This window comes from Mycoplasmoides pirum ATCC 25960, from assembly GCF_000685905.1.
In the GTDB taxonomy this organism is placed as follows: Bacteria; Bacillota_I; Bacilli_A; order Mycoplasmatales; family Mycoplasmoidaceae; genus Mycoplasmoides; species Mycoplasmoides pirum.
Map to the genome: position 1 here is coordinate 137,757 of NZ_JMKZ01000002.1, position 23,191 is coordinate 160,947.

Annotated in this window: 32 protein-coding genes and 2 pseudogenes; all 34 read right to left on the minus strand. The window is 29.1% G+C overall.

The window, feature by feature from the left end; translation table 4 throughout:
* Nucleotides 1–2: 2 nt before the first annotated feature.
* A complete protein-coding gene (locus T397_RS0103190; RefSeq protein ID WP_052663114.1) occupies nt 3–1,154 on the minus strand; it encodes an ABC transporter permease in 1,152 nt (383 codons plus the stop codon).
* Nucleotides 1,147–2,370: an ABC transporter permease gene (locus T397_RS0103195; protein ID WP_027124193.1), complete on the minus strand. Its 1,224-nt coding sequence runs from the start codon at nt 2,368–2,370 to the stop codon at nt 1,147–1,149. The genes T397_RS0103190 and T397_RS0103195 overlap by 8 nt, the downstream gene beginning before the upstream one ends.
* An 18-nt stretch (nt 2,371–2,388) precedes the next feature.
* The gene (locus T397_RS0103200; protein ID WP_027124194.1) at nt 2,389–5,067 is read right to left on the minus strand and encodes an MG321/MPN456 family lipoprotein; all 2,679 of its coding nucleotides are present in this window, start codon (nt 5,065–5,067) and stop codon (nt 2,389–2,391) included.
* A gap of 401 nt (nt 5,068–5,468) precedes the next feature.
* Nucleotides 5,469–5,828: pseudogene (rplQ, locus tag T397_RS0103205) on the minus strand (50S ribosomal protein L17); the annotation flags it as partial.
* A gap of 12 nt (nt 5,829–5,840) precedes the next feature.
* Entirely contained in the window at nt 5,841–6,818 is a 978-nt protein-coding gene (locus T397_RS0103210; RefSeq protein ID WP_027124196.1) for a DNA-directed RNA polymerase subunit alpha, read from the minus strand.
* A gap of 15 nt (nt 6,819–6,833) precedes the next feature.
* Nucleotides 6,834–7,199 carry a 30S ribosomal protein S11 gene (gene rpsK, locus T397_RS0103215; RefSeq protein ID WP_027124197.1) on the minus strand — a complete coding sequence of 122 codons (366 nt, stop codon included), beginning with the start codon at nt 7,197–7,199 and terminating at the stop codon, nt 6,834–6,836.
* 14 nt (nt 7,200–7,213) lie between these two features.
* Entirely contained in the window at nt 7,214–7,588 is a 375-nt protein-coding gene (rpsM, locus tag T397_RS0103220; RefSeq protein WP_027124198.1) for a 30S ribosomal protein S13, read from the minus strand.
* Nucleotides 7,589–7,602: 14 nt separating this feature from the next.
* Nucleotides 7,603–7,716, minus strand: a complete 114-nt coding sequence (gene rpmJ / locus T397_RS0103225) for a 50S ribosomal protein L36 (protein ID WP_027124199.1) — start codon at nt 7,714–7,716, stop codon at nt 7,603–7,605.
* Nucleotides 7,717–7,742: 26 nt separating this feature from the next.
* On the minus strand, nt 7,743–7,958 hold the full coding sequence (gene infA / locus T397_RS0103230) for a translation initiation factor IF-1 (RefSeq protein WP_027124200.1): 216 nt from the start codon (nt 7,956–7,958) through the stop codon (nt 7,743–7,745).
* Between the two features lie 6 nt (nt 7,959–7,964).
* A complete protein-coding gene (map, locus tag T397_RS0103235) occupies nt 7,965–8,711 on the minus strand; it encodes a type I methionyl aminopeptidase (protein ID WP_027124201.1) in 747 nt (248 codons plus the stop codon).
* A gap of 9 nt (nt 8,712–8,720) precedes the next feature.
* Nucleotides 8,721–9,377: an adenylate kinase family protein gene (locus T397_RS0103240; RefSeq protein ID WP_036448945.1), complete on the minus strand. Its 657-nt coding sequence runs from the start codon at nt 9,375–9,377 to the stop codon at nt 8,721–8,723.
* Nucleotides 9,371–10,828, minus strand: coding sequence for a preprotein translocase subunit SecY (gene secY, locus T397_RS04070; protein WP_081794319.1), 1,458 nt, complete (start codon nt 10,826–10,828; stop codon nt 9,371–9,373). The genes T397_RS0103240 and secY overlap by 7 nt, the downstream gene beginning before the upstream one ends.
* An 8-nt stretch (nt 10,829–10,836) precedes the next feature.
* Entirely contained in the window at nt 10,837–11,328 is a 492-nt protein-coding gene (gene rplO / locus T397_RS0103250) for a 50S ribosomal protein L15 (RefSeq protein ID WP_027124203.1), read from the minus strand.
* A 17-nt stretch (nt 11,329–11,345) separates the two neighbouring features.
* Nucleotides 11,346–11,942 carry a 30S ribosomal protein S5 gene (gene rpsE / locus T397_RS0103255; RefSeq protein ID WP_027124204.1) on the minus strand — a complete coding sequence of 199 codons (597 nt, stop codon included), beginning with the start codon at nt 11,940–11,942 and terminating at the stop codon, nt 11,346–11,348.
* 15 nt (nt 11,943–11,957) lie between these two features.
* Nucleotides 11,958–12,317 carry a 50S ribosomal protein L18 gene (gene rplR / locus T397_RS0103260; RefSeq protein ID WP_027124205.1) on the minus strand — a complete coding sequence of 120 codons (360 nt, stop codon included), beginning with the start codon at nt 12,315–12,317 and terminating at the stop codon, nt 11,958–11,960.
* A gap of 24 nt (nt 12,318–12,341) precedes the next feature.
* Nucleotides 12,342–12,899 (minus strand): 50S ribosomal protein L6, encoded by a 558-nt coding sequence (gene rplF / locus T397_RS0103265; protein ID WP_027124206.1) that lies wholly within the window; start codon nt 12,897–12,899, stop codon nt 12,342–12,344.
* A gap of 12 nt (nt 12,900–12,911) precedes the next feature.
* Nucleotides 12,912–13,316: a 30S ribosomal protein S8 gene (gene rpsH / locus T397_RS0103270; RefSeq protein ID WP_027124207.1), complete on the minus strand. Its 405-nt coding sequence runs from the start codon at nt 13,314–13,316 to the stop codon at nt 12,912–12,914.
* Between the two features lie 15 nt (nt 13,317–13,331).
* Nucleotides 13,332–13,517: a type Z 30S ribosomal protein S14 gene (locus tag T397_RS0103275; RefSeq protein ID WP_027124208.1), complete on the minus strand. Its 186-nt coding sequence runs from the start codon at nt 13,515–13,517 to the stop codon at nt 13,332–13,334.
* A gap of 3 nt (nt 13,518–13,520) precedes the next feature.
* Nucleotides 13,521–14,078 (minus strand): 50S ribosomal protein L5, encoded by a 558-nt coding sequence (gene rplE, locus T397_RS0103280; protein WP_027124209.1) that lies wholly within the window; start codon nt 14,076–14,078, stop codon nt 13,521–13,523.
* Nucleotides 14,078–14,413 carry a 50S ribosomal protein L24 gene (rplX, locus tag T397_RS0103285; RefSeq protein WP_027124210.1) on the minus strand — a complete coding sequence of 112 codons (336 nt, stop codon included), beginning with the start codon at nt 14,411–14,413 and terminating at the stop codon, nt 14,078–14,080. Before rplX ends, rplE begins: the two co-directional genes overlap by 1 nt.
* A gap of 13 nt (nt 14,414–14,426) precedes the next feature.
* A complete protein-coding gene (gene rplN / locus T397_RS0103290; RefSeq protein WP_027124211.1) occupies nt 14,427–14,795 on the minus strand; it encodes a 50S ribosomal protein L14 in 369 nt (122 codons plus the stop codon).
* Nucleotides 14,796–14,806: 11 nt separating this feature from the next.
* A complete protein-coding gene (gene rpsQ / locus T397_RS0103295) occupies nt 14,807–15,064 on the minus strand; it encodes a 30S ribosomal protein S17 (protein WP_027124212.1) in 258 nt (85 codons plus the stop codon).
* Nucleotides 15,065–15,385: 321 nt separating this feature from the next.
* Nucleotides 15,386–15,562 (minus strand): annotated as a pseudogene (rpmC, locus tag T397_RS04455) (50S ribosomal protein L29); the annotation flags it as partial.
* A gap of 1 nt (nt 15,563) precedes the next feature.
* Nucleotides 15,564–15,980, minus strand: coding sequence for a 50S ribosomal protein L16 (rplP, locus tag T397_RS0103305; RefSeq protein ID WP_027124214.1), 417 nt, complete (start codon nt 15,978–15,980; stop codon nt 15,564–15,566).
* Nucleotides 15,981–15,982: 2 nt separating this feature from the next.
* A complete protein-coding gene (gene rpsC, locus T397_RS04075; protein ID WP_052663115.1) occupies nt 15,983–16,777 on the minus strand; it encodes a 30S ribosomal protein S3 in 795 nt (264 codons plus the stop codon).
* Nucleotides 16,778–16,781: 4 nt separating this feature from the next.
* Nucleotides 16,782–17,204 (minus strand): 50S ribosomal protein L22, encoded by a 423-nt coding sequence (gene rplV / locus T397_RS0103315; protein ID WP_027124215.1) that lies wholly within the window; start codon nt 17,202–17,204, stop codon nt 16,782–16,784.
* A gap of 20 nt (nt 17,205–17,224) precedes the next feature.
* On the minus strand, nt 17,225–17,488 hold the full coding sequence (gene rpsS, locus T397_RS0103320; RefSeq protein WP_027124216.1) for a 30S ribosomal protein S19: 264 nt from the start codon (nt 17,486–17,488) through the stop codon (nt 17,225–17,227).
* Between the two features lie 15 nt (nt 17,489–17,503).
* On the minus strand, nt 17,504–18,346 hold the full coding sequence (rplB, locus tag T397_RS0103325) for a 50S ribosomal protein L2 (protein WP_027124217.1): 843 nt from the start codon (nt 18,344–18,346) through the stop codon (nt 17,504–17,506).
* Nucleotides 18,347–18,352: 6 nt separating this feature from the next.
* Nucleotides 18,353–18,685, minus strand: coding sequence for a 50S ribosomal protein L23 (gene rplW, locus T397_RS0103330; RefSeq protein ID WP_027124218.1), 333 nt, complete (start codon nt 18,683–18,685; stop codon nt 18,353–18,355).
* A 2-nt stretch (nt 18,686–18,687) separates the two neighbouring features.
* The gene (gene rplD, locus T397_RS04360; RefSeq protein ID WP_027124219.1) at nt 18,688–19,323 is read right to left on the minus strand and encodes a 50S ribosomal protein L4; all 636 of its coding nucleotides are present in this window, start codon (nt 19,321–19,323) and stop codon (nt 18,688–18,690) included.
* A complete protein-coding gene (rplC, locus tag T397_RS04365; RefSeq protein WP_027124220.1) occupies nt 19,316–20,065 on the minus strand; it encodes a 50S ribosomal protein L3 in 750 nt (249 codons plus the stop codon). Before rplC ends, rplD begins: the two co-directional genes overlap by 8 nt.
* 34 nt (nt 20,066–20,099) lie before the next feature.
* A complete protein-coding gene (gene rpsJ, locus T397_RS0103345) occupies nt 20,100–20,402 on the minus strand; it encodes a 30S ribosomal protein S10 (RefSeq protein ID WP_027124221.1) in 303 nt (100 codons plus the stop codon).
* Between the two features lie 197 nt (nt 20,403–20,599).
* On the minus strand, nt 20,600–21,838 hold the full coding sequence (gene glyA / locus T397_RS0103350) for a serine hydroxymethyltransferase (protein ID WP_027124222.1): 1,239 nt from the start codon (nt 21,836–21,838) through the stop codon (nt 20,600–20,602).
* Nucleotides 21,828–23,177 carry a DUF5378 family protein gene (locus T397_RS0103355; RefSeq protein WP_027124223.1) on the minus strand — a complete coding sequence of 450 codons (1,350 nt, stop codon included), beginning with the start codon at nt 23,175–23,177 and terminating at the stop codon, nt 21,828–21,830. The genes glyA and T397_RS0103355 overlap by 11 nt, the downstream gene beginning before the upstream one ends.
* Nucleotides 23,178–23,191: the final 14 nt, after the last annotated feature.

Sequence of the window (23,191 nt, forward strand, 5' to 3'; positions counted from 1 at the left end):
AATTAGTTTCTTCCTATAATTCTAGGGTCAATTGAGTCATTTAATGCATTTGCAATAATTTGGGCTGAAATTGTAATTAAGGAAAATGTAACAATTGGCGCAGCAATCAAAGCACTATTTGTAACTTGTCAAGCATCATTTAACATGATACCTAATCCTAATTCAGTTGATGATTTCAAACCTATAAATACCAAAGAAGCTTCATAAAAAATAGCTAAAGGAATTAAGTTAACAAAAATAACAGCTAGACGCCCCATCACAACAGGAATCATATGCATAAAAATAATTCTAGTTTGGCTACCGCCTAAACTTCTTGTTGCTTGAATGTATTCAGCATCTTTATTTTTTAAAATATAAGTTCTAGTAGCATTCGCTGGTGACATTCAACTTACAAATATTAAAGCAGGAATTATTGACACATTTGATATTGTTCCAGATGATGAACCTGTTATAACAGCACCTAAGATAATTAATCAAACTAATGTAGGAACTCCTGTAATAATATCAACAATTCGCATCATAACAATGTCTACAGTTCTTCCAGCAAAGCTTCCAGCTATTGAACCATAAATTACACCAATTAAAGTGGCAGAAACTGCAATTGCTAAAGCAATTCCCAATGAAATTCCTACAGATGTTCATAATTTTGTTCAAATATCAATTCCACCACCATCAGTTCCTAGAATTGAAATTTTGTCTTTTAAGGAGTCTAAATGGTATGGTGAAATAGTTATTCTAAATCAACCAGGTAAATCTGATATTGGTTCAAATTTTACAAGAAAACCTTTAGGTAAATTCATATACTGATCAATCAAATATTGTTTGCCAGCAATAACTACTTCTGGATAATCATTTAGTGATAATCTTGGAGGTAAGTTAGATCCCAATGAACCAGCATTACTAATAGGAATATAAGGATCATATGGTGAAACTAAGGGAGCAATAATTGCAGTAAAAATTATTATTAATAATAAAAATAACAAACCTGTAGCTCATTTATTTTTAAAAAAACGTCGCAAAATTTCAATAGAATAATGGCTAGGTTTCCCAACAATTTGATCTACACGATTTAAACGATAAATATCAACAAATTTAAAACTTTCGTCATTTATTTCAATAGATTGTGATATTTTTCTTTCATTTGAATTATTCATTTACTTTTGTAACCTCCTTTCTAACTTTGAAGATATTTTTATTTAAAACTAAATAATTAATATCTTTTTTAATTGAAAATTTTTCATAACAGAAATCTTCAACAAGAACTGTTTTATTTTTGTAATTAATAATATTATTTGTCATTAAATAATTATGAAAATCAGAATTATCTAAAATAACTTGATAAGAATCATTAGATACTTTGTTCAATTTTTGATGTCAACGAATTCTTTTTTCATAAGAAATAAGATTTGTCAATCATGAAGTATTATTTTCTACAGATAATTTTATTCTTGGATCGATTAAAGTGTAAATAACATCTAATATAATTGAAATCAAAAAATATAAACTAGATAAGAATAGTGCTTGAAACATAACAATATTAACTTGATTTGTTTGTATTGAATTAACTAAAACTGTTGCAATACCTGACACACCATACATTTGTTCTAAAACAATTGAACCACTAATAGAAACTAATAAACTTGGACCCAAAATTGATAATGCTGGAATTAAAGCATTTCTAAAAACATGCTTAAATAAAATTCCAAAAGTTCCTACTCCTTTTGATCTTGCAGTTTTAATATAATCTTGATTTAAAATATCCACAACTTCATTGCGAACATAATAAGTTAATGTTGATGCCAAACCAAAAGTAAGCGATAAGATTGGCATAATTGATGATTTTATAAAATTAGAAAAATCTCAATTTGCATCTCCAAAATTTAAAAACTTTAATGGTAATCCAATGACACCTGCTAATTTTAATAACATAATTCCAATTACAAATGATGGAACAGATATAAATATAACAGATAAAATGTTTACGGCTGTATCTTGTCATTTACCACGATAAATTGCAGCAATAAAACCAAATGTGAAACCAATTATGATTGATAAAACATAAGCAATTAAAGCAATATACATTGTATTTGGCAATCTCGGAAAAACTTCTTGTTGGATTGTTGTTGATTTACCATATATTAAACCTAAATTACCATGAAATAAATTTCCCCAATAATCAAAATATCTTTGAATCAATGGCTTAGTCAAACCAGCTGCTTCAAGTGCTTGCTGATATTGTTCTTCAGTTTCTCTTGGATTTCTTTGTAATGGAATAATAGGCAATAAAGACATTAGAAAGAAAATAATAGTTAATAAGATAAATAATGCAAAAAGTGCAAATATTATTCTTTTAATCACATATCTGAACATAATTTATATTACTCCTTTCTAAGCAAGATATTCAAAATCTCGAATATTAATTGCAGTTACACCGCTAACACGCACTTTAAAATGTTGATTTACTAAATTTAATACAGCTTCATTTAAACCATTTTCAGTTCTTGGCACATAATTAAAAGCACGATCAATGGTTTGTGTTAATCAAATTGCATTTTGATCTGATTCACCTGCAAAAATCCCTAAAAAATTACCATAAGAGTCTGCATTAGTTTCATTAGAATTATTATTTTTGGATTTAAAGTATTTTGATCATGGAATTAAATCTTGAACACTTTGGGGTGCAACATATTTTTGATTTAAAAGTTCTTGATCTAATTTGGATAGTTCATTTGCGTTTTGTAATAAATTATTAATATTGTTTCCATCAAAAATATTATTTTTTAATAAGAAATTTACAAATTCCATACCTTTTTCTGAATATGTTTTGTTTGGTCAAATTTCAGCAGGAACCCAAGGATCGTTATTAAATATAGATGTTTGAGCGTCGCCAATTTTATTTTTTAAACTAGTTTTTTTTGTTGTAAATTGACTATAAAAAATTGATTCATCATTTTCAGAATTAGATGGTGGGGTTGGTGTCGGATCAACTGATTCAGGAATTGCAAATTGATTTGTAGATGAATTATATGTAGCATTTAAATCTTTTAAAGCAATAACTAATGTTTTAAAAACATTTGGAAATGAAGAATATATATTTGTACTTGGGGAACCATCACTATTTAATAATGAACTAGCTTCCAATCATGTACCTACAGCATTGTAATCTGGTGATCATAAACTATAACCTAATGAACTAGCTTGAGAATTAAATCAATCTGTTGCTGATGGGTTTGTACCACCACGAGGTACTAATTCAAATGAAATAAGTTTTTCATTCCCATTTGTTCCTAAAGCTTCAATAGCTCTTGCTAATGCATTCAAATAATTTTTATACTCTGTAGATACAGTGCTTTCGCTATACTTATATTGAAATTTAATTGGTTGATTATTTGTTGCTCCAGCAGCTTTTAACGTTTTAATAAATTCAGATTTATTTATAGTTAAATTTTCTTGTTGATAATTGTTGTTTATATATGAATAGTATGGAATAGTAAATGAAGATTTATCATCTTTAAATAAGAAGTTTTGATCAACATCACCATTTTTATAATCTGAATATGTTCTTGGCAAACCACCAGTTAATTTATCATCTGAAATTGCTTTATAATATTCATTGTTATTTCCAATTTTATTTGCAATATCATCACCAAAATGAAAAACTCCATATGGAACAGATGATAATTGGAAATCACCTGATGATGGTAAATTCAATTTTGATAAAGCATAGTGATTAATCAAACCAGATAAAGCTGCACGAAAAACAATTGATTCTTTTGAATTAGAATTATAAATAATTTTTGCAGCACCATCACTAACATTATTGTTTGGTACTAAATCTTGTCCATTAACGATGTATGGTCTTGGTGTATATGCAATATAATTAGACTGATTTATTTGTGAAACACCTGTTTCATAAACCTCATTTGTATAATTCAATACTGCTTCAGTTCTTTTACTTTCTGGCACAACATTTATTCAAGATTCTTGATTTGCAATAAAACGATTGTAAAAAACTTCTGCATTTCCTGAACCATAGTTTAAAATATAACGTTTAATTTTCTGACCGTTACTTGGATCTCAATAACCCTGTGTTGCATCAAAATATTTTTCATTCATAATTGCTAGAATTTGACTATTTGTGAAAGTTGAAAAATAATATGGGCCTGCAAATCAAGAATTATTTAAAACATCAGTTGGCGAACCTGAACCATAAATATTTTTGAAATCAGTATTTGAAGCATCCATTGTTATTTTAGAACCATTTTGAGTTCAAGCTATCGGTCTTTTGTTATCATTAATTTTAATGTTTTTAACATATTCATTTGTGTAAGGTACTGGAGAAAAATATGTCTTCGATAAAATAGATAAAATGTATGGATAAGGTTGATTTAGATAAAGAGTAAATTTATCATCAGTATTTCGAAAATTATTTATATCATAACTAGGATCAGTAATGCTTGGCATGTTATCATAACCAACAGTATCTTTAACATCTAAACCAATTTGGTTGATGAAATAACCATTACGTTGATAACCAATAGCACTACCTAATATATATGTTTCTAGTCCACGCTCAAAATCTTTTCCAGATAATTTTTGTTGAACTTGACCATTTGAATCAACTCAACAAATATTTGTATTAATAGTAAAAACAAATTTATTTGCTTTTGAAACTATATCATTGTATTTTTCGTTCGCTAAAACATCTGTACCTTTTTCAATAGTACCAATCAAAGTGTCAATTTTTTGGTTATTTGAATCAATTGTAGTTGAGTATGCTTCTAATTTAGTTGCAGCCTCTAATTTTAATGTTTCTTTTGTTGATTCAATTCGTTCACCTTTGTCATTAAATTTAAATTGACCAGTAGTTTCATATGTCAATAAACCTAATGATGTACTCAAAGCATAATTATCAAGTGGAGAATTAGAAAATGTTGGATTTAAAGGACTACTTTGAGATTCTAAATAATTAGTTGCATTTGAAAATACAAAAGTTTCTACAGTATTTAGTGCTGAACACGAACTTAAATATGTCATCAAGACAATTGAAGATATACCCATTGCCATTAATGCCGATGTTCTTCTAATTAACCTTCTGGGTTTCTTATGGATCATTTTTTTATCCTTTAGATTTAGAAAAAAAATTACAACATTATCAAATAATTAATAGCAAACTTTGTGGCACTTGAATTGCTACAAAGTTTATGAATACTATAAGTTATATTATAAAGCATAAGAGCGGTATTTTGTAATTTAAATTTTTTTTAAAAAAATACCTAAATTTAATTAGTAAATATTTACTCTATGTATTATTTTTTTTAAAAGGTTTTATTAATAAAAAATCATGGTTGAATCCATGATTTTATTTTTAAATGAAAAAATTTTTACTTTGTAACAATTGGAGCTTTTTTTGTTTCTTTTTTATTGTTCGTAGATGCCTTTTGCTTTGGTTTAAATTCTGGAATTTTATCTACAAATTGTAAAATCGCCATTTCAGTAGCATCGCCTTGTCTTTTGCCTAACTTTAAAACTCTTGTATATCCACCAGATCTTTTGCTGAAAGCTGGACCAATTTTTTCAAATAAATACTTGATTGCATCATTAGTGTTAATTTTTTGATTATCAACTAACCAACGATTTGCCAAACGGCGATTGGCAATCGTATCATTTTTAGCTCAAGTAATAATTTTTTCGATACGTTTTTGTGTTTCTTTAGCTTTAGTGATTGTTGTTTTAATTTGATGATAAGCAATCATATCACTAACTTGTTGACGAATAATCATTACTCGAGTTGCAGTAGTTTTACCACGCTTATTTATATAAGACACAAATAATTCTCCTTACCCTTTCAATTTTAGTCCGTATTCTAATAATTTTTTATTAATTTCACGTAAAGATTTTTTACCCAAATTACGAATTTTTTCAATTTCTGCTCTAGGTTTTTCAGTTAATTCTTGAATTGTTTGAATACCATGACGTTTTAAACAATTATATGAACGAACAGTTAAATCTAAATTTTCAATTGGAATAGACAATGTTTGATTTCTCAATTCTTCATTTTTTTCACGCATTACTTGCAATTCATGTAATGATTGATTAATATCAATTAGTGGATTAAGGTGTGCTACTAAAATTTTAGATGCTAAAGCAATTGCATCACCTGCAGAAATTGTTCCATTTGTTGCTACTTCTAATACTAAACGATCACTTGTTGATTGTTTAGATAATTTAACTTCTTCAACAGCATAACTTACTTTTACAATTGGTGAAAAATTAGAATCAATCGGAATAACAGAAATTGTATTTATTAAATCACGATTTTCATTAAATGTTTTGAATCCACGACCACGAGTAGCATAAATTTCCATATTAAACTTCTTATCAGATGTTAAAGTACAAATATGTAAATTTTTATTAATGATTTCAAAACCCACTGGACATTCAATATCAGCAGCAGTTACTACACCAGCACGTGAAAGATTAATTTTCAAAGTAGGTCATCTTTCCAAAGTTGTTTCAGCTAATTTTTCATCGCTAACAATATTTTCATTAATTGAAATAATTAAATTTTTCAAATTAAGGATAATTTGAGTCATATCTTCAACTACATTTGGAATTGATTGAAATTCTCTTGTTACATCATTAACTTTAACCGCAAAAACACTAGCGCCTGGAATATTAGATAAAATAATTCTTCTTAATGCATTACCAATAGTAATTCCAAAACCACTTTGTAATGGTTGAATGCTATAGCAACCATAATTTTTTGTAGCATCTTCTTTTACAACGTTAATTTCATATTTTAAAAAGTGTTCCATTTTCTGACTCCTATACTATCGTGGTTTTTTAGGTGGACGACATCCATTATGTGGAATTGGAGTAACATCATTAATTTCTGTTATCGCTAATCCAGCTGTTTGTAAACTACGAATTGCTACTTCTTTACCACGACCAACACCATTAACTCTAACTTTAACTGTTGTTAAACCCATTTCAACAGCTTCTTTTGCAGCAGATTCAGCTGCAACACCTGCAGAATAAGGTGTTTTTTTCTTTGTACCTTTTAATCCAATTGTCCCACTTGATGCTCAAGTAATAACATTACCTTTTTCATCTGCAATAGAAATTATTGTATTGTTAGAAGAAGCATGAATGTGAGCAACACCATTAGTAAAAGATAAACGTTTCTTTTTTGCCATATAATATTACTCTCCTACTTAGACTCAATTTTCTTGTTTGCAACAGTTTTTCTTGGACCTTTACGAGTTCTTGCATTTGACTTAGTGCGTTGACCACGAACTGGTAATCCACGACGATGACGCAATCCTCTTCATGCTCCAATTTCCATTAAACGTTTTATATTAAATGCAACTTCACGTCTTAAATCACCTTCAAGCATATATTCGCTTGCTAAATTACGAATAGTTGCTAATTCTTCATCACTTAAATCTTTAACTCTTTTATTTTTGTCAATATTTGATTTTTTTAAAATTTCTTGAGAGCGAGATAAGCCGATACCATAAATATAAGTTAATGCTATCTCTACTCGTTTATTATTAGGAATATCTACACCTAAAATTCGAGCCATATCTTATAACCTTTCTATCCTTGTCTTTGTTTATGTTTTGGAATTTTACAAATAACACGAATACATCCGTGTCTTTTAATAATTTTGCAATCTTTGCAAATTGGTTTTACTGATGATCTAACTTTCATAATTAATTTACCTTTCTATTAAGGTATTAAAGTCGATAAATAATGCGGCCACGTGTTAAGTCATAAGGACTAAACTCAACTTCTACAGTATCACCTGGTAAAATTCGAATTTTATTCATACGTATTTTACCCGATACGTGTGCTTCTACATTCATTCCATTTTCAAGTAAAACTTTAAACTTATCACCTTTTAAAGTTTCTTTAACTACACCTTTAATACTGATATTATCTTTCAAAGAAATATACTCCTATTGTGTTAAAATTTCACAACCTGTTTCATTAATTAAAATCATATGTTCTCAATGACAAGTCATTTGTGAAATATTACTAATTACTGATCAATTATCTTGACCTAAATGAACCTCGTTATTTTTTTCTAAAAGCATTGGTTCAATGCAAATAATCATTCCTGGTTTTAATTTAAATCCAGTTTTGGGTTCTCCATAATTTAAGATCAAAGGATCTTCATGAATTTTTATTCCGCAACCATGGCCACCATAATTTTTTAATAAATGATAGCCATGCTGATGAACATAAGTTTGTATTGCATTCGAAATGTCGCCAACATAATTTCCTGGTTTAATCACTTTAGTTGCTTCAAAAATTGCTTGCAAAGTTATTTTTGATATTTTTTGATATTCAATAGATGCCAACGGTCCTAAAATAGTAAAAGCAGCATCACATATATAATTTTCAAATTGAATTCCAATATCTAAAGTTAATTTATCTTTTGCTTCAAATTTATTGTCATGGGTACCAATGCCGTGAATAATAACTTCATTTTTAGACATACAATTGTAACCAGGAAAACCTTGGTACCCATGATAAATGCAAGATGCATTTTCAGCTTCAATTATTGACTTAGTAAATTCATCAATTTCTTTTAAACTTCAACCAACAAAATTTTTTTGCAAACATAAATCACGCACTTTTTTGAAAATGTTACATGCTTTCTTAATACCCTCAATTTCTTGAGCATTCTTAATATAAACCATTCAATTAATTTATCCTTTAAGAATTTTTAAAATTTCTTCTCGAATTAAGTCTGGCATTAAGTTTGCATTTATTTTATATAAAATGTTTTTCTTTTTGTAAAAATTAATTACATCTTCAATTGAATTTTGATATTCAGTAATTCGATTAGTAATGACATTTCTATCATCATCTTTTCGAGAAATTAACAGAGTTTGGTCATTGGGGCATAATTTATTTGATGCTGATGAATCAAAATCTTTATTATTAAACACCCTTTCACAGGTTGGACAAACTAATCGATTTACTAAACGTTCAATAATTGCTTCTAAATCATTGGGTTCTAATAAAATTGCTGCATCAATATCAATTAAAGTATCTAAATATTGTGCTTGTTCTAATGTTCTTGGATAACCATCAAGAATTAGAAAACGGTTAATATCTTGTTCTTGAGTAGTACCTAAAGCACTTTTAATAACTTCATTAGTGATATCATTAGGGACATACTTTCCTTCTTGAATATAAGAATTTAACTTATCACCTAATGGCGTTTTACTTTGAATCATTGAACGAAACATATTTCCCGTTGATAAATGAATAAAGTTGTATTCATCTTTTAAAAATTGAGAAATAGTACCTTTTCCTGTTCCTGGTGCACCTAAAAAAACAATTTTACTTTTCTTTATCATAATTCACTTACTTCATCTTTCGGAGTTTGGTCATTTTCATTAACATTATTATTAGGTAAACTTGATTCATTATTTGCTAATTTAAGATCATTTTGTAACGCTGTGTAATTAACAATTGATTCAGTAAGTTGTTGACGCATTTGTTGATAGTTTGTAGTTGTAGCTGAAGATTTCAATGAATTGTATAATTCTAAACTTGCTGCAACCATAATTACAATTCCAGTTCCACCTAAACTTAAAGTATTAGGAATTCCCATTGTAGCTGAAATAACATATGGAATAACTGCAATTATTGCTAAAAAGGGTGCGCCTATAAAATTTGTACGCATCAAGACTCTTGCTATGTGTTTCTCAGTTTCATATCCCGGACGAATACCGGGTATAAAACGGTGACTTTTTTCAAAGTTTTTTGATAATTGTTCTGGATTAATTTGGATATAACTATAAAAAAAGGTAAACAAAATAATCAAAATTCCATATAGAGTAATTCCAACCGGAGTTGATAAAGATAAATAATCTTCAACAAATCATCGCGCTTCACCTTGTGGTGTAAATTGAGCAATAGTAATTGGAATTGACATAATAGAAGAAGCAAAAATAACTGGTATTACCCCAGCAGAATTAATTTTAATCGGTAAATAAGGTAAAGCATTTAAATCTTCAGTCATCCCTTGTCCTGTTTGTTGTATTGGAATTTTACGAATTGAAATATTAATAAATGTTGTTGCTAGCAATAAAACAATAAATCCTAAAACATAAACGCTAAAAGTAATAATTGATGTTAACACAGGATTTGTTGTGATTACTAAACCTGTAATAACATTAAATACAGTTACAAAGCCTGCTGGTAATTGAGATAAAATTCCACTTAAAATTAGTAAAGTTACACCATTACCAACACCACGTTTTGAAATAATATCTCCAATAAAAATAGAAATATAAGTACCAGCAGTCATTGTGACAATATAAAAAGCTTTATGTGCAACATCAGGTTGTTCTAAACTAAAAGCACCACCGTTACTAGATAATTCAATGATTGCAAAAGCTTGAACTATTGCAAAAGGTAAAGTAATAATTCTTGTAATTACTTCAATACGTCGACGACCAATTTCTCCACTTTTAGCCAATCTTGATAAAGGTGGGATCAAATCCGTAGATAATAATTGCATAATGATTTGACTTGTAATATATGGGCTTACTCCAATTGCAAATAATGACAATTGACTTAAACCACCGCCACCTAATAAATTAAATAATGAAAAAAAGTCATTCGTTGAGGATGAACTTGATGATGATTGATTAATTTTAATTCCCGGTAAAGGAATTGTTGAAATTACTCTAAAAAGCAAAACCAAAAATAACGTTACTAAAACAGAAGTCATAAAATTCTTGTTTCTTAATAACGTAAGTGCTTTTTGTCCAAATGATTTTTTCTTAATAGAGGTTGTCATTTTTTACCTTATTTGCTTAAAGAGTTCTTGTATTTTTTCAAAGCTGTTGATAAATCAATAATAACAACATTTCCACCAGCTGCTTCAATTTTTGATTTAGCATTTTTAGATACTTTTTGTACTTCAACAGTAATTGGTTTAGATACATTTGCATCACCAATTAATTTAATTGGATCTTTAGATTTATTATTAACTCAATTTAAACGTACAAAATCTTCACGAGTGTATTTATCCTGTGAAATATTCACTAAATTTTGCAAACTAACATTTTGGTAATTCGGTTTAAAGTTGTAAGTGCTAAAACCAAATTTTGGTAAACGACGATATAAAGGAGTTTGTCCACCTTCAAAACCTGGTCTTGTGTGTCCTGATTTACGAGCCTTTTGACCTTTTTGACCACGACCACTTGTTTTACCTAAACCTGAACCATGACCACGTCCAACTACTTTAGCACGATGGTTTCTTGATTTAGGTGTACTTTTTAGTTCATGTAATTCCATAATATTTTATTTACTTTCTATAGTTCTTTCAAGCTTTTATCACGTAATCTTGCAATTTCTTTTGGAGTTAATTGTTTGATTATGCCATTTAAAGTTGCGCTAATCATATTGACAGGTGTATTCTTACCTAAATTTTTTGTATATATGTCTGTATAACCTGCCAATTCAATGATAGCCCGAATTGGTCCACCAGCAATAATTCCTGTTCCTGATGGAGCTGGTTTTAGTAAAACTCGAGCAGCCCCAGAACGTCCTACTATTTCATGAAAGATTGTTCCATGTTTATTAATGTGTACTTCGTGAACATTTTTTTCAGCAGCTCTTAATGCTTTTTTAATTGCATTTGGAACTTCAAGAGCTTTTGCAATTCCAAAACCAACTTTACCACGGCGATTTCCAATTACAACTAATGCGCTAAAACGCATATTGCGGCCACCTTTAGTTGTTTTGGAAATTCGATTAATTTTTACAATTCTCTCTTCAAATTCTGATTTTGGTTTATTACGATTAACTTTACGACGATTTCTCTCATCATTAGTTTTTTTACTAACTTTATGTTCAAGTTTTTCAGCCAATTGTTCTTCTTTTGTTGTTAATTCTGTATTGTTATTCATGAAAAATTTCCTAGATTAAAATTTAAGTCCAGCTTCGCGTGCCCCATCAGCTAATGCAGCAATTCTGCCATGGTATTTAGAACCACCACAATCAAAGCCAACTTCTGAAATATTTTTTTCTAATAACTTTTTAGCTATTTCTCTACCTACTAATGTAGCGTTTTCTTTGTTGCCGTTTTTTAATTTCATTGATTTTGATGACGCTGATGCAATAACTTTGTTTTGATTGTAGTCTCAAGCTTGCACAGTTATATGTAAATTTGATTTAACAACAATCAAAACAATTTTACCATTATCAATTCGGCGAATTCTAGTTGTAATTCTTTTGTGTCGCATTTGGCGACGTGCTGAACGATTCATATTAATTTGTTTCATAATATTTTTACCTTTCAACCCTTATTATTTTTTACCTTCTGCAGTCTTACCTGCTTTACGGATAATTTGTTCACCAACATACAACACACCTTTACCTTTATAAGGTTCAGGTAATCGTCATTTTCGAATTTGAATTGCAAATTCACCAACTAATTGTTTATCTACACCTGTGATATTAATTAAAGTATTTTTGTCAACAGTTACTTTCAATTCTTTAGGAATTTTTATATCGATAGGATGTGAATAACCTAAAGCTAAATTCAAAGTAGTAGGATCTTTTAAATTTGCTTTATATCCAACACCAACTAATTGAAGTTGTTTTGTAAATCCTTCTGTTACTCCAATAATTGCATTTCTTAATAAGGCATTATAAGTTCCATGAAGCATTTTAGTTTGTTTTAATTCATTAGTTCTTGTTACTTGAGCAGTGTTGTTTTCAACTTTAACTTGTAATAAATTAGTTTTTTCAGGTAATTTAATATCAAGTTGCCCTAACGGACCTTTAACATTAATTACATTGTTTGCTAAAGTAATATTTACTCCATTAGGAACAGGAATAATGCGGTTGCCAATTCGAGACATTAATGTTACCTCCTATCAAATATAAGCGAGAACTTCGCCGCCAATTTTTTTAGATCTTGCTAATTTATCAGTCATTAGTCCTTCACTAGTAGAGATAATAGCAATTCCTAAACCATTCAAAACTTTTGGTAATTTTTCATAAGGAACATATACTCTTAAACCAGGTTTAGAAATTTGTCTAACACCATGAATTGTAGCAATTCTATTTTCATCAAATTTTAATTTAACTTTAACAAAAGCTTTAGTTTTGTTTTTATTTTCAAACAATTCATAATGCTTTAAATAACCTTCTTTAACTAAAATTTCAAGAATTGCTATTTTAAGCTTGGAAGATTGCAATTTTACATCTTCAATTTTTGCTCTATTTGCATTATTAATTTTTGTTAATAAATCAGCAATTGGATCAATATGTGACATTACAAATCTCCTTTCCTATCATGACGCCTTTTTAATTCCTGGAATTACACCAGCATATGCTAAATCTCTAAAGCATAAACGACAAACACCGAATTTACGATATACAGCTTTTGGGCGTCCGCAACGTTTACATCGTGTATACGCACGGACAGCAAATTTTGGATGTCTTAATTGTTTTTGTTTTAATGCTGTTTTTGCCATAAATTATTGTTGTTCCTTTGGTTTAATTAGTGGTAATCCTAATAATCTTAATAATTGCAATGCTTGAGCTTTATCTTTTGTAGATGTAACTAATGTAACATCAAATCCACGAACTTTTTTGATGTCATCATACACAATTTCTGGAAAAACAATTTGCTCTTTAATTCCAATTGTATAGTTGCCACCATTATCAATACTCTTTGGAGATAGACCCCTAAAGTCACGAACACGTGGTAATGCAATATTAATTAATCGTTCCAAAAAAGATCACATTCTTTCACCACGTAAAGTTACTTTACATCCAATTGATTGACCCATTCTTAATTTAAAAGTAGCAATTGAATTTTTTGCTTTAGTAATAGCTGGTTTTTGTCCTGTAATTAGAGTTAATTCTTTAACACCTGATTCAAGTAATTTTGCATCTTTAACTGCATCACCAATTCCCATATTGATTACAATTTTTTCAATTTTTGGAATTTGCATTACTGAAGATAAATTAAATTTTTTTTGTAATTCAGGGCGAATTTCTTTTAAATACTTTTCTTGTAATTGACTTGCCATTATTTACCACCACCCAATGGGTTTTGTGTTTTTCGTGATACGCGGATTTTTTTATTTGTTTTTGAATCAATAATATATTTAACTTTAGTTGGTGCTTGTTTTTTTTCTTTTGTATCAATTAATGCTAATTGGCATAATTTAATCGGTGCTTCTTGCTCTACAATTTCGCTTTTTTTAGTTCCTCGGTCATCACCTTTTTGGTGTTTTTTAACCTTATTCAAGCCTTCAACAATTGCTGCATCTTTTTTGTTTAAAATTTTTAAAACAATACCTGCTGCACCGCGATTTTTGCCACTAATAACAATAACTTGATCGCCTTTTCTAATTCGTTGCATTGCTATTTCCTTTCTAAACAACTTCAGTAGCTAATGAAGTAATTTTGACAAAACCTTTTTCTCTTAATTCGCGGGCAACTGGACCAAATACCCGTGTTCCTCTTGGACTTAAATCATCTTTAATGATTACGCATGCATTGTCATCAAAACTTACATGAGTTCCATCTGCACGTTGATTTCCTTTAACTGTTCTAACAATAACAGCTTTTACAACTTGCCCTTTACGTACCATTCCAGTAGGGATTGCATTTTTTACTGAAACAACTACAATATCACCTATGCTTGCATAACGACGACGTGATCCGCCTAATACTTTAATAATTCCTACTTCACGTGCCCCACTATTATCAGCAACATTTAAACGACTCATAAATTGAACCATAACTATTTCTCCTATTTAGCACGTTCCACAATATTGCTAATTCTTCATCGCTTTGTTGCTGATAAAGGACGAGTTTCCATAATTTCTACTCGATCACCAACTTTTGCTGGTTCAGCTAAATCATTATGTGCATGGTAACGTTTATGTTTAATTACTAATTTGTGATACAAAGGATGCTTAGTTTTTAATTCAACTTCAACTGTTGCTGTTAGTTTCATTTTGTCACTAACAACTTTTCCAATTAAAGTTTTACGACGATTTCTTTCCATTGTCTAAGCACCTTTCCTACGTGTTCTTGAAGATAATTTATTTGTTGTTTTTTTAGATTTAGGTTTTGCTTTAAGTTTAGTTTTAAGCTTTGCTTTTGTTGTTTTCTTAACAACTTTTTTAGGTTTTTCAGTTTTTGGTTTTTCAGCTTGAATTGCAGCAACTTTCTTTTTATTTTCTTCACGTTGTTTTAGTGATTTTTTAGCTTTTTCTGCTTTTTCTTTTTGCATTTTAATTTTAGCTTCTTTAGCTGAATCTTTAGTTTCTTTATTTTGATTTATTGATAAACTATTTAATTTGGTTGCTATATTAACTTTAACTTGACGTTCAGTAAGGATAGTATAAATTCTTGCTAATAATCTTTTAGTTTGTTTGATTAAATGATGTTTTTCTAATTCACCATGAGCTTGTTTAAAACGATATTGCAATAATTGTCCTTTTAAACGAATTACTAAATCAATTAATTCTTGATCAGTTTTAGCACGTAATTCTTTATTCATATTATTGCGCTCCTTCACGTGAAACAATTTTTCATGTTACAGGTAATTTATGTCCAGCTCGCGTTAAAGCTTCTTTCATTTGTTCAACAGGTAAGCCAGCTATTTCAAACATTACTGTTCCTTTTTTAACAACTGCAACTCAAAATTCTGGACTACCTTTACCAGAACCCATACGAACTTCTAAAGGTTTTTTAGTTTTTGACATATGTGGAAAAATACGAATTCACATTTTACCTGTTTTTCCAATGTATTTACTAATAGCAATACGAGCTGATTCAATTGATCTTGTATCAATTCATGAACCTGATGTAGCCATTAATCCATATTCACCAAAAGCAACATATGTATTACCTTTGGCATTACCCTCATAACTAACATTGTGAGGCTTACGATATTTTGTTCGTTTTGGTTGTAACATAATTATTTATCATCCTTTTTTGAAATAGGATCACCCAAAATATCTGAAGATTCGATAACTTGAGATCTTTCTGATTTATAATTGGATTTAGTTTTTTTGTTATTGCTTCCACTAGTTTTATTATTGCGTTGTAAATGTGTTGATTTACGTTTTAAATCTTTGCCAAAAATTTCGCCGCGATTAATTCAAACTTTAACACCAATTACACCATATGACATATGAGCTTCTTCTAATGAATAATCAATATCTGCTCTCAATGTTGATAAAGGTACATTACCTTCAATATACATTTTATCGCGAGCAATTTCAGCACCATTCAAACGACCTGATACTAAGACTTTAATTCCTAAACCACCAGCTGATAAAACTTTCTTTAAGGCCATGCGCATTGCTGAACGTAAAGGAACACGATTTTGAATATTATCAGCAATTTCTCTAGCAATTAAACGAGCAGATAAAGCGGGGTTACCAATTTCACTCACTGTTACATCAACTTTTATATTGCGACCAACAATCTTATTAATTTCTTTAACAATATATTGAATTGATGAACCTTTATTTCCAACAACTAAAACTACTTGAGTTGCATAAACAAAGACATCTATAGTTTTTTGCGTGCGTTCTATTTCAATATTACTAATGTGAGCATCATGATATTTAGTCAATAAAAATTTACGAATTTTTTCATCTTGAATTAATCAATCACCACATTGCTCATTATTTTTAGCAACTCAACGTGATTGTCAATTTTTATTAATACCATAACGTAAACCGTTTGAATTTACTTTTTGACCCATAATCTTACTTTTGTGCTCCTTTTGCTTGTTTTTGTCCAGCAGTGCGTTTTGCAACTTTTTCTTTTTGTTTATTAACTAAAACTTTTCTTTCATTTTTATCATCAGAAAGTGTTAAGACAAAATTTGTTGAACGTTTTCTTATCACATCAGCACTTCCTTTGGCACGGGGTAATGTTCTTTTAATAACTGGTCCTTGATTAGCTAATGCTTCAAAAACATACAATTGATCAGCTTTCATTGCATGATTATTAGTGGCATTACTAATTACACCATTTAATAATTTTAATAGAATACGCGCACCCTTTTTGTCTGTGTTGCTCAAAATAGTTTGTGCTTCATTAATAGGTTTGTTAGCTATTAATTGGCAAACTAAACGTGCTTTTTGTGGAGAAATACGAACTCGATTTTGTTTCGCTTTTGCAATCATTGTATTTTACCTTTCAATTTCTAACGATTAGATGTGTGTTGTTTGAATGAACGTGTTGGTGCAAATTCACCCAATTTATGACCAACCATATCTTCTGTAACATATACATTAATAAAATTTTTACCATTGTGAACACTAAATGTATTTCCAACAAATTCAGGAAAAATTGTGCTACGGCGTGATCAAGTTTTGATTGGTTTTTTCTTTTCACTAGCATTCATAGCTACAACTTTTTTTAATAAACTTGCTTCAACAAATGCACCTTTTTTAGAACTACGAGACATAATTTTCCTTTTTTACTATTTGTTACGAATGATTAAATTACTTGAAGATTTTTTATTATTGCGAGTTTTTACACCCATGTGTCTTTTACCTCATGGTGTTCGTGGGGCATCACGACCAACTGGACTACGTCCTTCACCACCACCATGTGGGTGATCATTAGGGTTCATAGCTGAACCACGAACTGTTGGTCTAATTCCTCGGTGGCGATTACGTCCAGCTTTACCAATAACAACTAAATTATGATCTGGATTAGAAACAATACCTATAGTTGCTCGACATTGTTTTAAAAATTTACGCATTTCACCTGAGTTAAGTTTCAAAATAATGTATTTCCCTGTTTCATCAGAACCTAAGATTTGTCCATATGAACCAGCGCTTCTTGCAACTTGTCCTCCACGCTTTGGAGTAAATTCAATATTATGAACCATTGTACCTTCAGGAATGTATTCAAGAGGCATACAATTCCCTGGAATGATATCTACTGCTTTTTCACTTGAGACAATTTTATCTCCTAATTTGATATCATTTGGAGTAATAATATAAGTTTTAGCTCCGTTTTCATAAGTTACTAAACTAATGAATGCAGTACGGTTTGGATCATATTCTATTGTTTTAATTGTTCCAATTTTGTTGTCATACAAATTGCGTTTAAAATCAATTATTCTATATTTTCGTTTATGTCCACCACCATGGTGTCGAACTGTAATTTTTCCTTGATTATTTCGACCACTATGTTTAGATTTTTTTGTTAATAAAGATTTCTCAGGTTTATTAGTTGTTAAATGAGATTTGTAATCAATTACCGTAGCATGATGAATACCACTATTAGAACGGTTAACTATTTTTTTTACTGGCATAATAAACTATTCCTTTGAATTAGTCTTTGCATTTTTTTCAGCTTCAGGTTTTTCGCCTGTAACTAAAATTTCAATCCCTGGTGGCAAAGTTATGATTGCTATTTTCTTAGTTTTCGTATAACCAGGTTTTGCAGTTCCTGTTTTGGTTTTTACAGATTTTCGAATTTTAATATTAACACTTAATGGTGTAACGCCATAAATTGTAGTAAATGCTTGCTTTACTAAAGTTTTATTAGCTCTTAAATCAATTTGAAATGAATATTTTTTCTTATTTCCTAAAGATTCAAAATAAGTTTTTTCAGTTAATATTGGCTTAATTAAAACTGTTGTTAAATCCATAACTAATTCATCCTTTCTGCTCATTGACTTAAAGCGCTAGGTTGAACAATTACCATTCGAGCATTAAGCATATCTTCAGTTGATACTTGATTTCATTTTTTTAATGTAACATTTTTTAAATTAGATGATGATTTAGATAAAATCTTATTTTCGTTTCCCAAAACAACTAAAACTTTTGAACCATTTAACCCAGTTATTTTATTAATTAAATTATTTAATGCTTTTGAAGAATATGAATCTGGATTTACATCATCTGATAAACCTTTAATTAAATTTTTATTTAATTGTTGAGTTAGAGCAGAACAAAAAGCTAATTGACTAACTTTTTTATTTACTTTAAGCAAATAATTTCGATTTGGTTTTGGTCCAAAAACAATACCACCACCAACATAATGAGGATTACGAATCGAACCTTGACGTGCTCTACCTGTATGTTTTTGTTGATATGGTTTTTTACCACCACCACTAACTTCGCCTTTTTGTAATGTTGAATGAGTTCCTTGGCGACGACTAGATCTTTCAGCAATAACTGAATCAAAAATAGCTTGAGTGTATTCTTTATTTACAATTAATTTTTCATTAATTTCAATTTCACTAGTTGGAGCACCATTGATATCAAATATTTGAATTTTACTCATTGACATTTTCCTCCGCTGATGAATTTGAATTAACTTCTTCTACTTTAGAATTAGATTTAGTTTTTTCACTACTTATATTTGCTATATCATATGTATAAATCTTATTAGGATGTTTTTTAGAAATTGTGATTCTAACCATTTGTCCTGATGGACCAGGAACAGCACCACTAACCAAAACTAAATTTTCTTCAGGTTTAAAAGCAACAATTGATAGATTTTGAATTGTGCAAATATCATGACCATAATGTCCAGACATTTTTTTACCTTTAAAAACGCGTTGTGCTTGTGAGCCACCACGACCTGTTTGAACTGAACCTTGAAAACGATGAGGATAACCAGCACCATGACCTAAAGGACCGATCTTAAAATTTCAACGCTTAATAGCTCCAGTGAAACCATGACCTTTAGTTGTTCCTTGAACATCAATACATTGTCCTTGTTGAAATAATTCATCAACTTTTAAAACTTGTCCAATTGAATATCCAGTCATTCCCCGAATTTCTTGCAATACTTTTCTAGGTTCTACGTTTGTTTTTTTAAATAAACCTTTTTGAGGATTATTTAATTTTTTTGCATCCACTTTTTTAAAACCTAATAAAGTTGCATCATATCCATCTTTTTCTTTTGTTTTTATAGACACAACTTGATTTTCTTCAACATGAAGAATTGTTACAGGAATTAATCGACCATTTTTTTCAAAAATTTGAGTCATTCCTATTTTAGTACCAAAAATACCTTTCATAGATTATCTCCATTAAATTTAAAACACTTAATATCTAATTACTAATTCGTAATTCAACACCTGCTGGCAATTTAATTCTTTTTAAATTTTCAAGTGTTTGTTTATTAATGTCTTTTAAAATAATTAATCTTCTATGAGTACGACGTTCAAATTGTTCTCGTGATGATTTGTCAACATGGGGAGAACGAATAATAGTTACAACTAACTTTTTAGTTGGCAGCGGAACAGGGCCACTTATTTTAGAACCAGTTTCTTTTACAATTTCAATAATTTTTTTTGTAGAACGGTCTAAAAGGCGGCTATCATATGAATTTAATTTTATGCGTAGTTCTTGCATACATTTTAGCCCCTATTTTTAATTAATAAAATTTTGACTTATTTTTTTAACAACTGCTATTGGTGTATCAAAAAATAAAAAACACAAATGCTGTAAGATTTTAACATAAAAATTACAAAACAAAAAAAATATGTTAATTCTGTTCATTAACAAACAAAAATTAACATTATTTAATAGAGATTAAAAAAATAATAAATTTAATATTTTAATTTTTGATAGATAGGAAATTTTTTAATTTTTAATGCAACCAATTTTTTGATTTTATTAATAATTTTCATGTTTCCATTACTATTAATTATTTCAATAATTCAATTGGCTATTTCAGCAAAATCTTTTTCTTTAAAACCACGAGTTGTCATAGCTGCAGTTCCTAATCTAATACCAGATGGTTTGTTAGGAGTGTTTGTATCATATGGTATAGTATTCTTATTAACAATAATACTAGCTTCCATTAATCAATTTTCAACTTGGTCGCCTGTAATTTTATTTTTTTTGAAAACATCAATTGATAATAAATGATTGTCAGTTCCATTTGCAACAACATTGTAACCATTTGATTTAAATACTTCAGCAAATGTTTTAGAATTTTTTACAACTTGTTTAATATAAGTTTTGAATGCAGGTTTACTTGCTTCTTGAAATGCTACTAATTTTGCAGCAATAATATGTTCTAAAGGACCGCCTTGTGTACCAGGAAATGAAGCAGATTTTAATTTAGAGAATATTGCTTCATTATTACTCATAATTATTCCGCCTCTAGGTCCTCTTAATGTTTTATGAGTAGTTGAAGTTACAACATCACAATAAGGCAAGGGATTCATATGTTCTTTGGCAACAATTAAACCCGCAATATGTGCAACATCAGCCATTAAATATGCATTAACTTTTTTTGCAATTTCAGAAAATTTTTTAAAATCAATTTTTCTAGAATAATTTGATGCACCACAAACAATTAATTTGGGTTTTATTTTTATTGCTTGTTCTAAAATTGCATCGTAATCTAAAGTTTGAGTTTTTGGATTAACTCCATAGTGATGGAAATTATAAATTTTTCCTGAAAAATTAACATTAGATCCATGAGTTAAATGTCCACCCTCATTTAAACCCATTGCTAAAACTTTATCATTGGGTTTTAATAAAGCTAAATAAACAATTGCATTTGCTATAGAACCAGATGCTGGTTGAACATCTGCATATTTAGCATTAAATATTTTTTTTAATGTTTCAATAGCTAATGATTCTATTTGGTCAATAAATTCACAACCAGCATAATATCTTTTCCCAGGAAAACCTTCTGCATATTTATTTGTTAAAATTGAACCCATTACTTTTAATACATCTTCAGATACAAAATTTTCTGAAGCAATTAATTCAATGTGAGATTGCTGACGTTTCAATTCTTTATTTAACAATTTAGTTAATTCTTTACTTACCATGTTTTACCCATTTTTGTATTTTTCTAGAAACAAAATTAAAAACAAATTTAACATCATTTACAAAAGTTTCATCATAATTTTCAATTCGTTTTTTTCAAAATTTAGTGTGAATTCAATTTTTAATTATAATAACAATATTAATTATTGATGTAAATACAAAAATCATAATTGCAGCATTTCCGGGAAAAACAATATTTGTATATTCTAGAATTAAAGAAACAATAATATATGATCCACCGATTGAATAATCTAATCTAGTTAAACCGGTTGTGAAATAATGAACATTAAATACTCTTGTAACAATTCAAACATATGCAACATATGATGCTATCAAAACATATGTATAGAAAAAGCGAAGTAGGTTACAACGATTACAATAAAACATTCATGATAAGCCACCTATCATTAAAAACGCATGATATCCAAAAAACAATTGTTGATCAAAGAAAATTAATTGTCATGTTGCATGAATATTTTCATCGGCAACAATTCCACCATAAATTGTAATAGACCCTCCTAAAAAAGCTCAAGGCGCAAATAAGGAAGCGACATCTTTCTTATAAGACAAAGCTATTGATAACGGGAAAGCAAATGATAAAAATTGACAAAGGGGCGTGAAAAGAATATTGCTATAAACAAACGAATGAACTCATAATGTCATTTGACTATTAATATATTGAAAATTTTGGGAATCTAATCCATTAAGAACAGTATTAACAAAATCTGGTGCGGCTTTATCTTTAAAATTCAAAACTTTGATGCCTTTTATTGTATTTAATAAAAAAGGATCCAAAGGATTTGGTAATGCTAAAAATGGAGTATTAAAATTTTCCATATTTGTTCCACAAATAGTATTATTCATTACATTAAATAAATAGAATGTAACGTTTGTTTGTTTCATTACAAATGGCATTAATGTCGTAGCACCATTTGGTAATTCAGAACCATCTGCAAATTTTGCATTAAATGCTCCGTGATCGCCATTTAAAATAATTTTATTTGGATCTCATTCATAAACAATTCCGCCATGAGATTGTGCAAGAGACATTGCTTGATTAAATTGAGCTAGTTGAATTAAATTAACAACTAAGTAACCCCCAAATCAATAAATAAGTGCTAATATAGACAATACCATTCATATTGGGTAATCACTTTTTCATAAATGATATCTACTTTGATATAAAGGTGTTTTTAAACCTATAGGTATGAATCAGTTTTTTTGTTTATGATTTCTTTTGATATGAGTTATAAACAAAACCAAACCAATAAGTGCAACTGTAATAAATGCACCTAATATAATTCGCCCTTCAAGTTGTTCTTCATGTACTGATCAATGCATACAATTTAATTTAT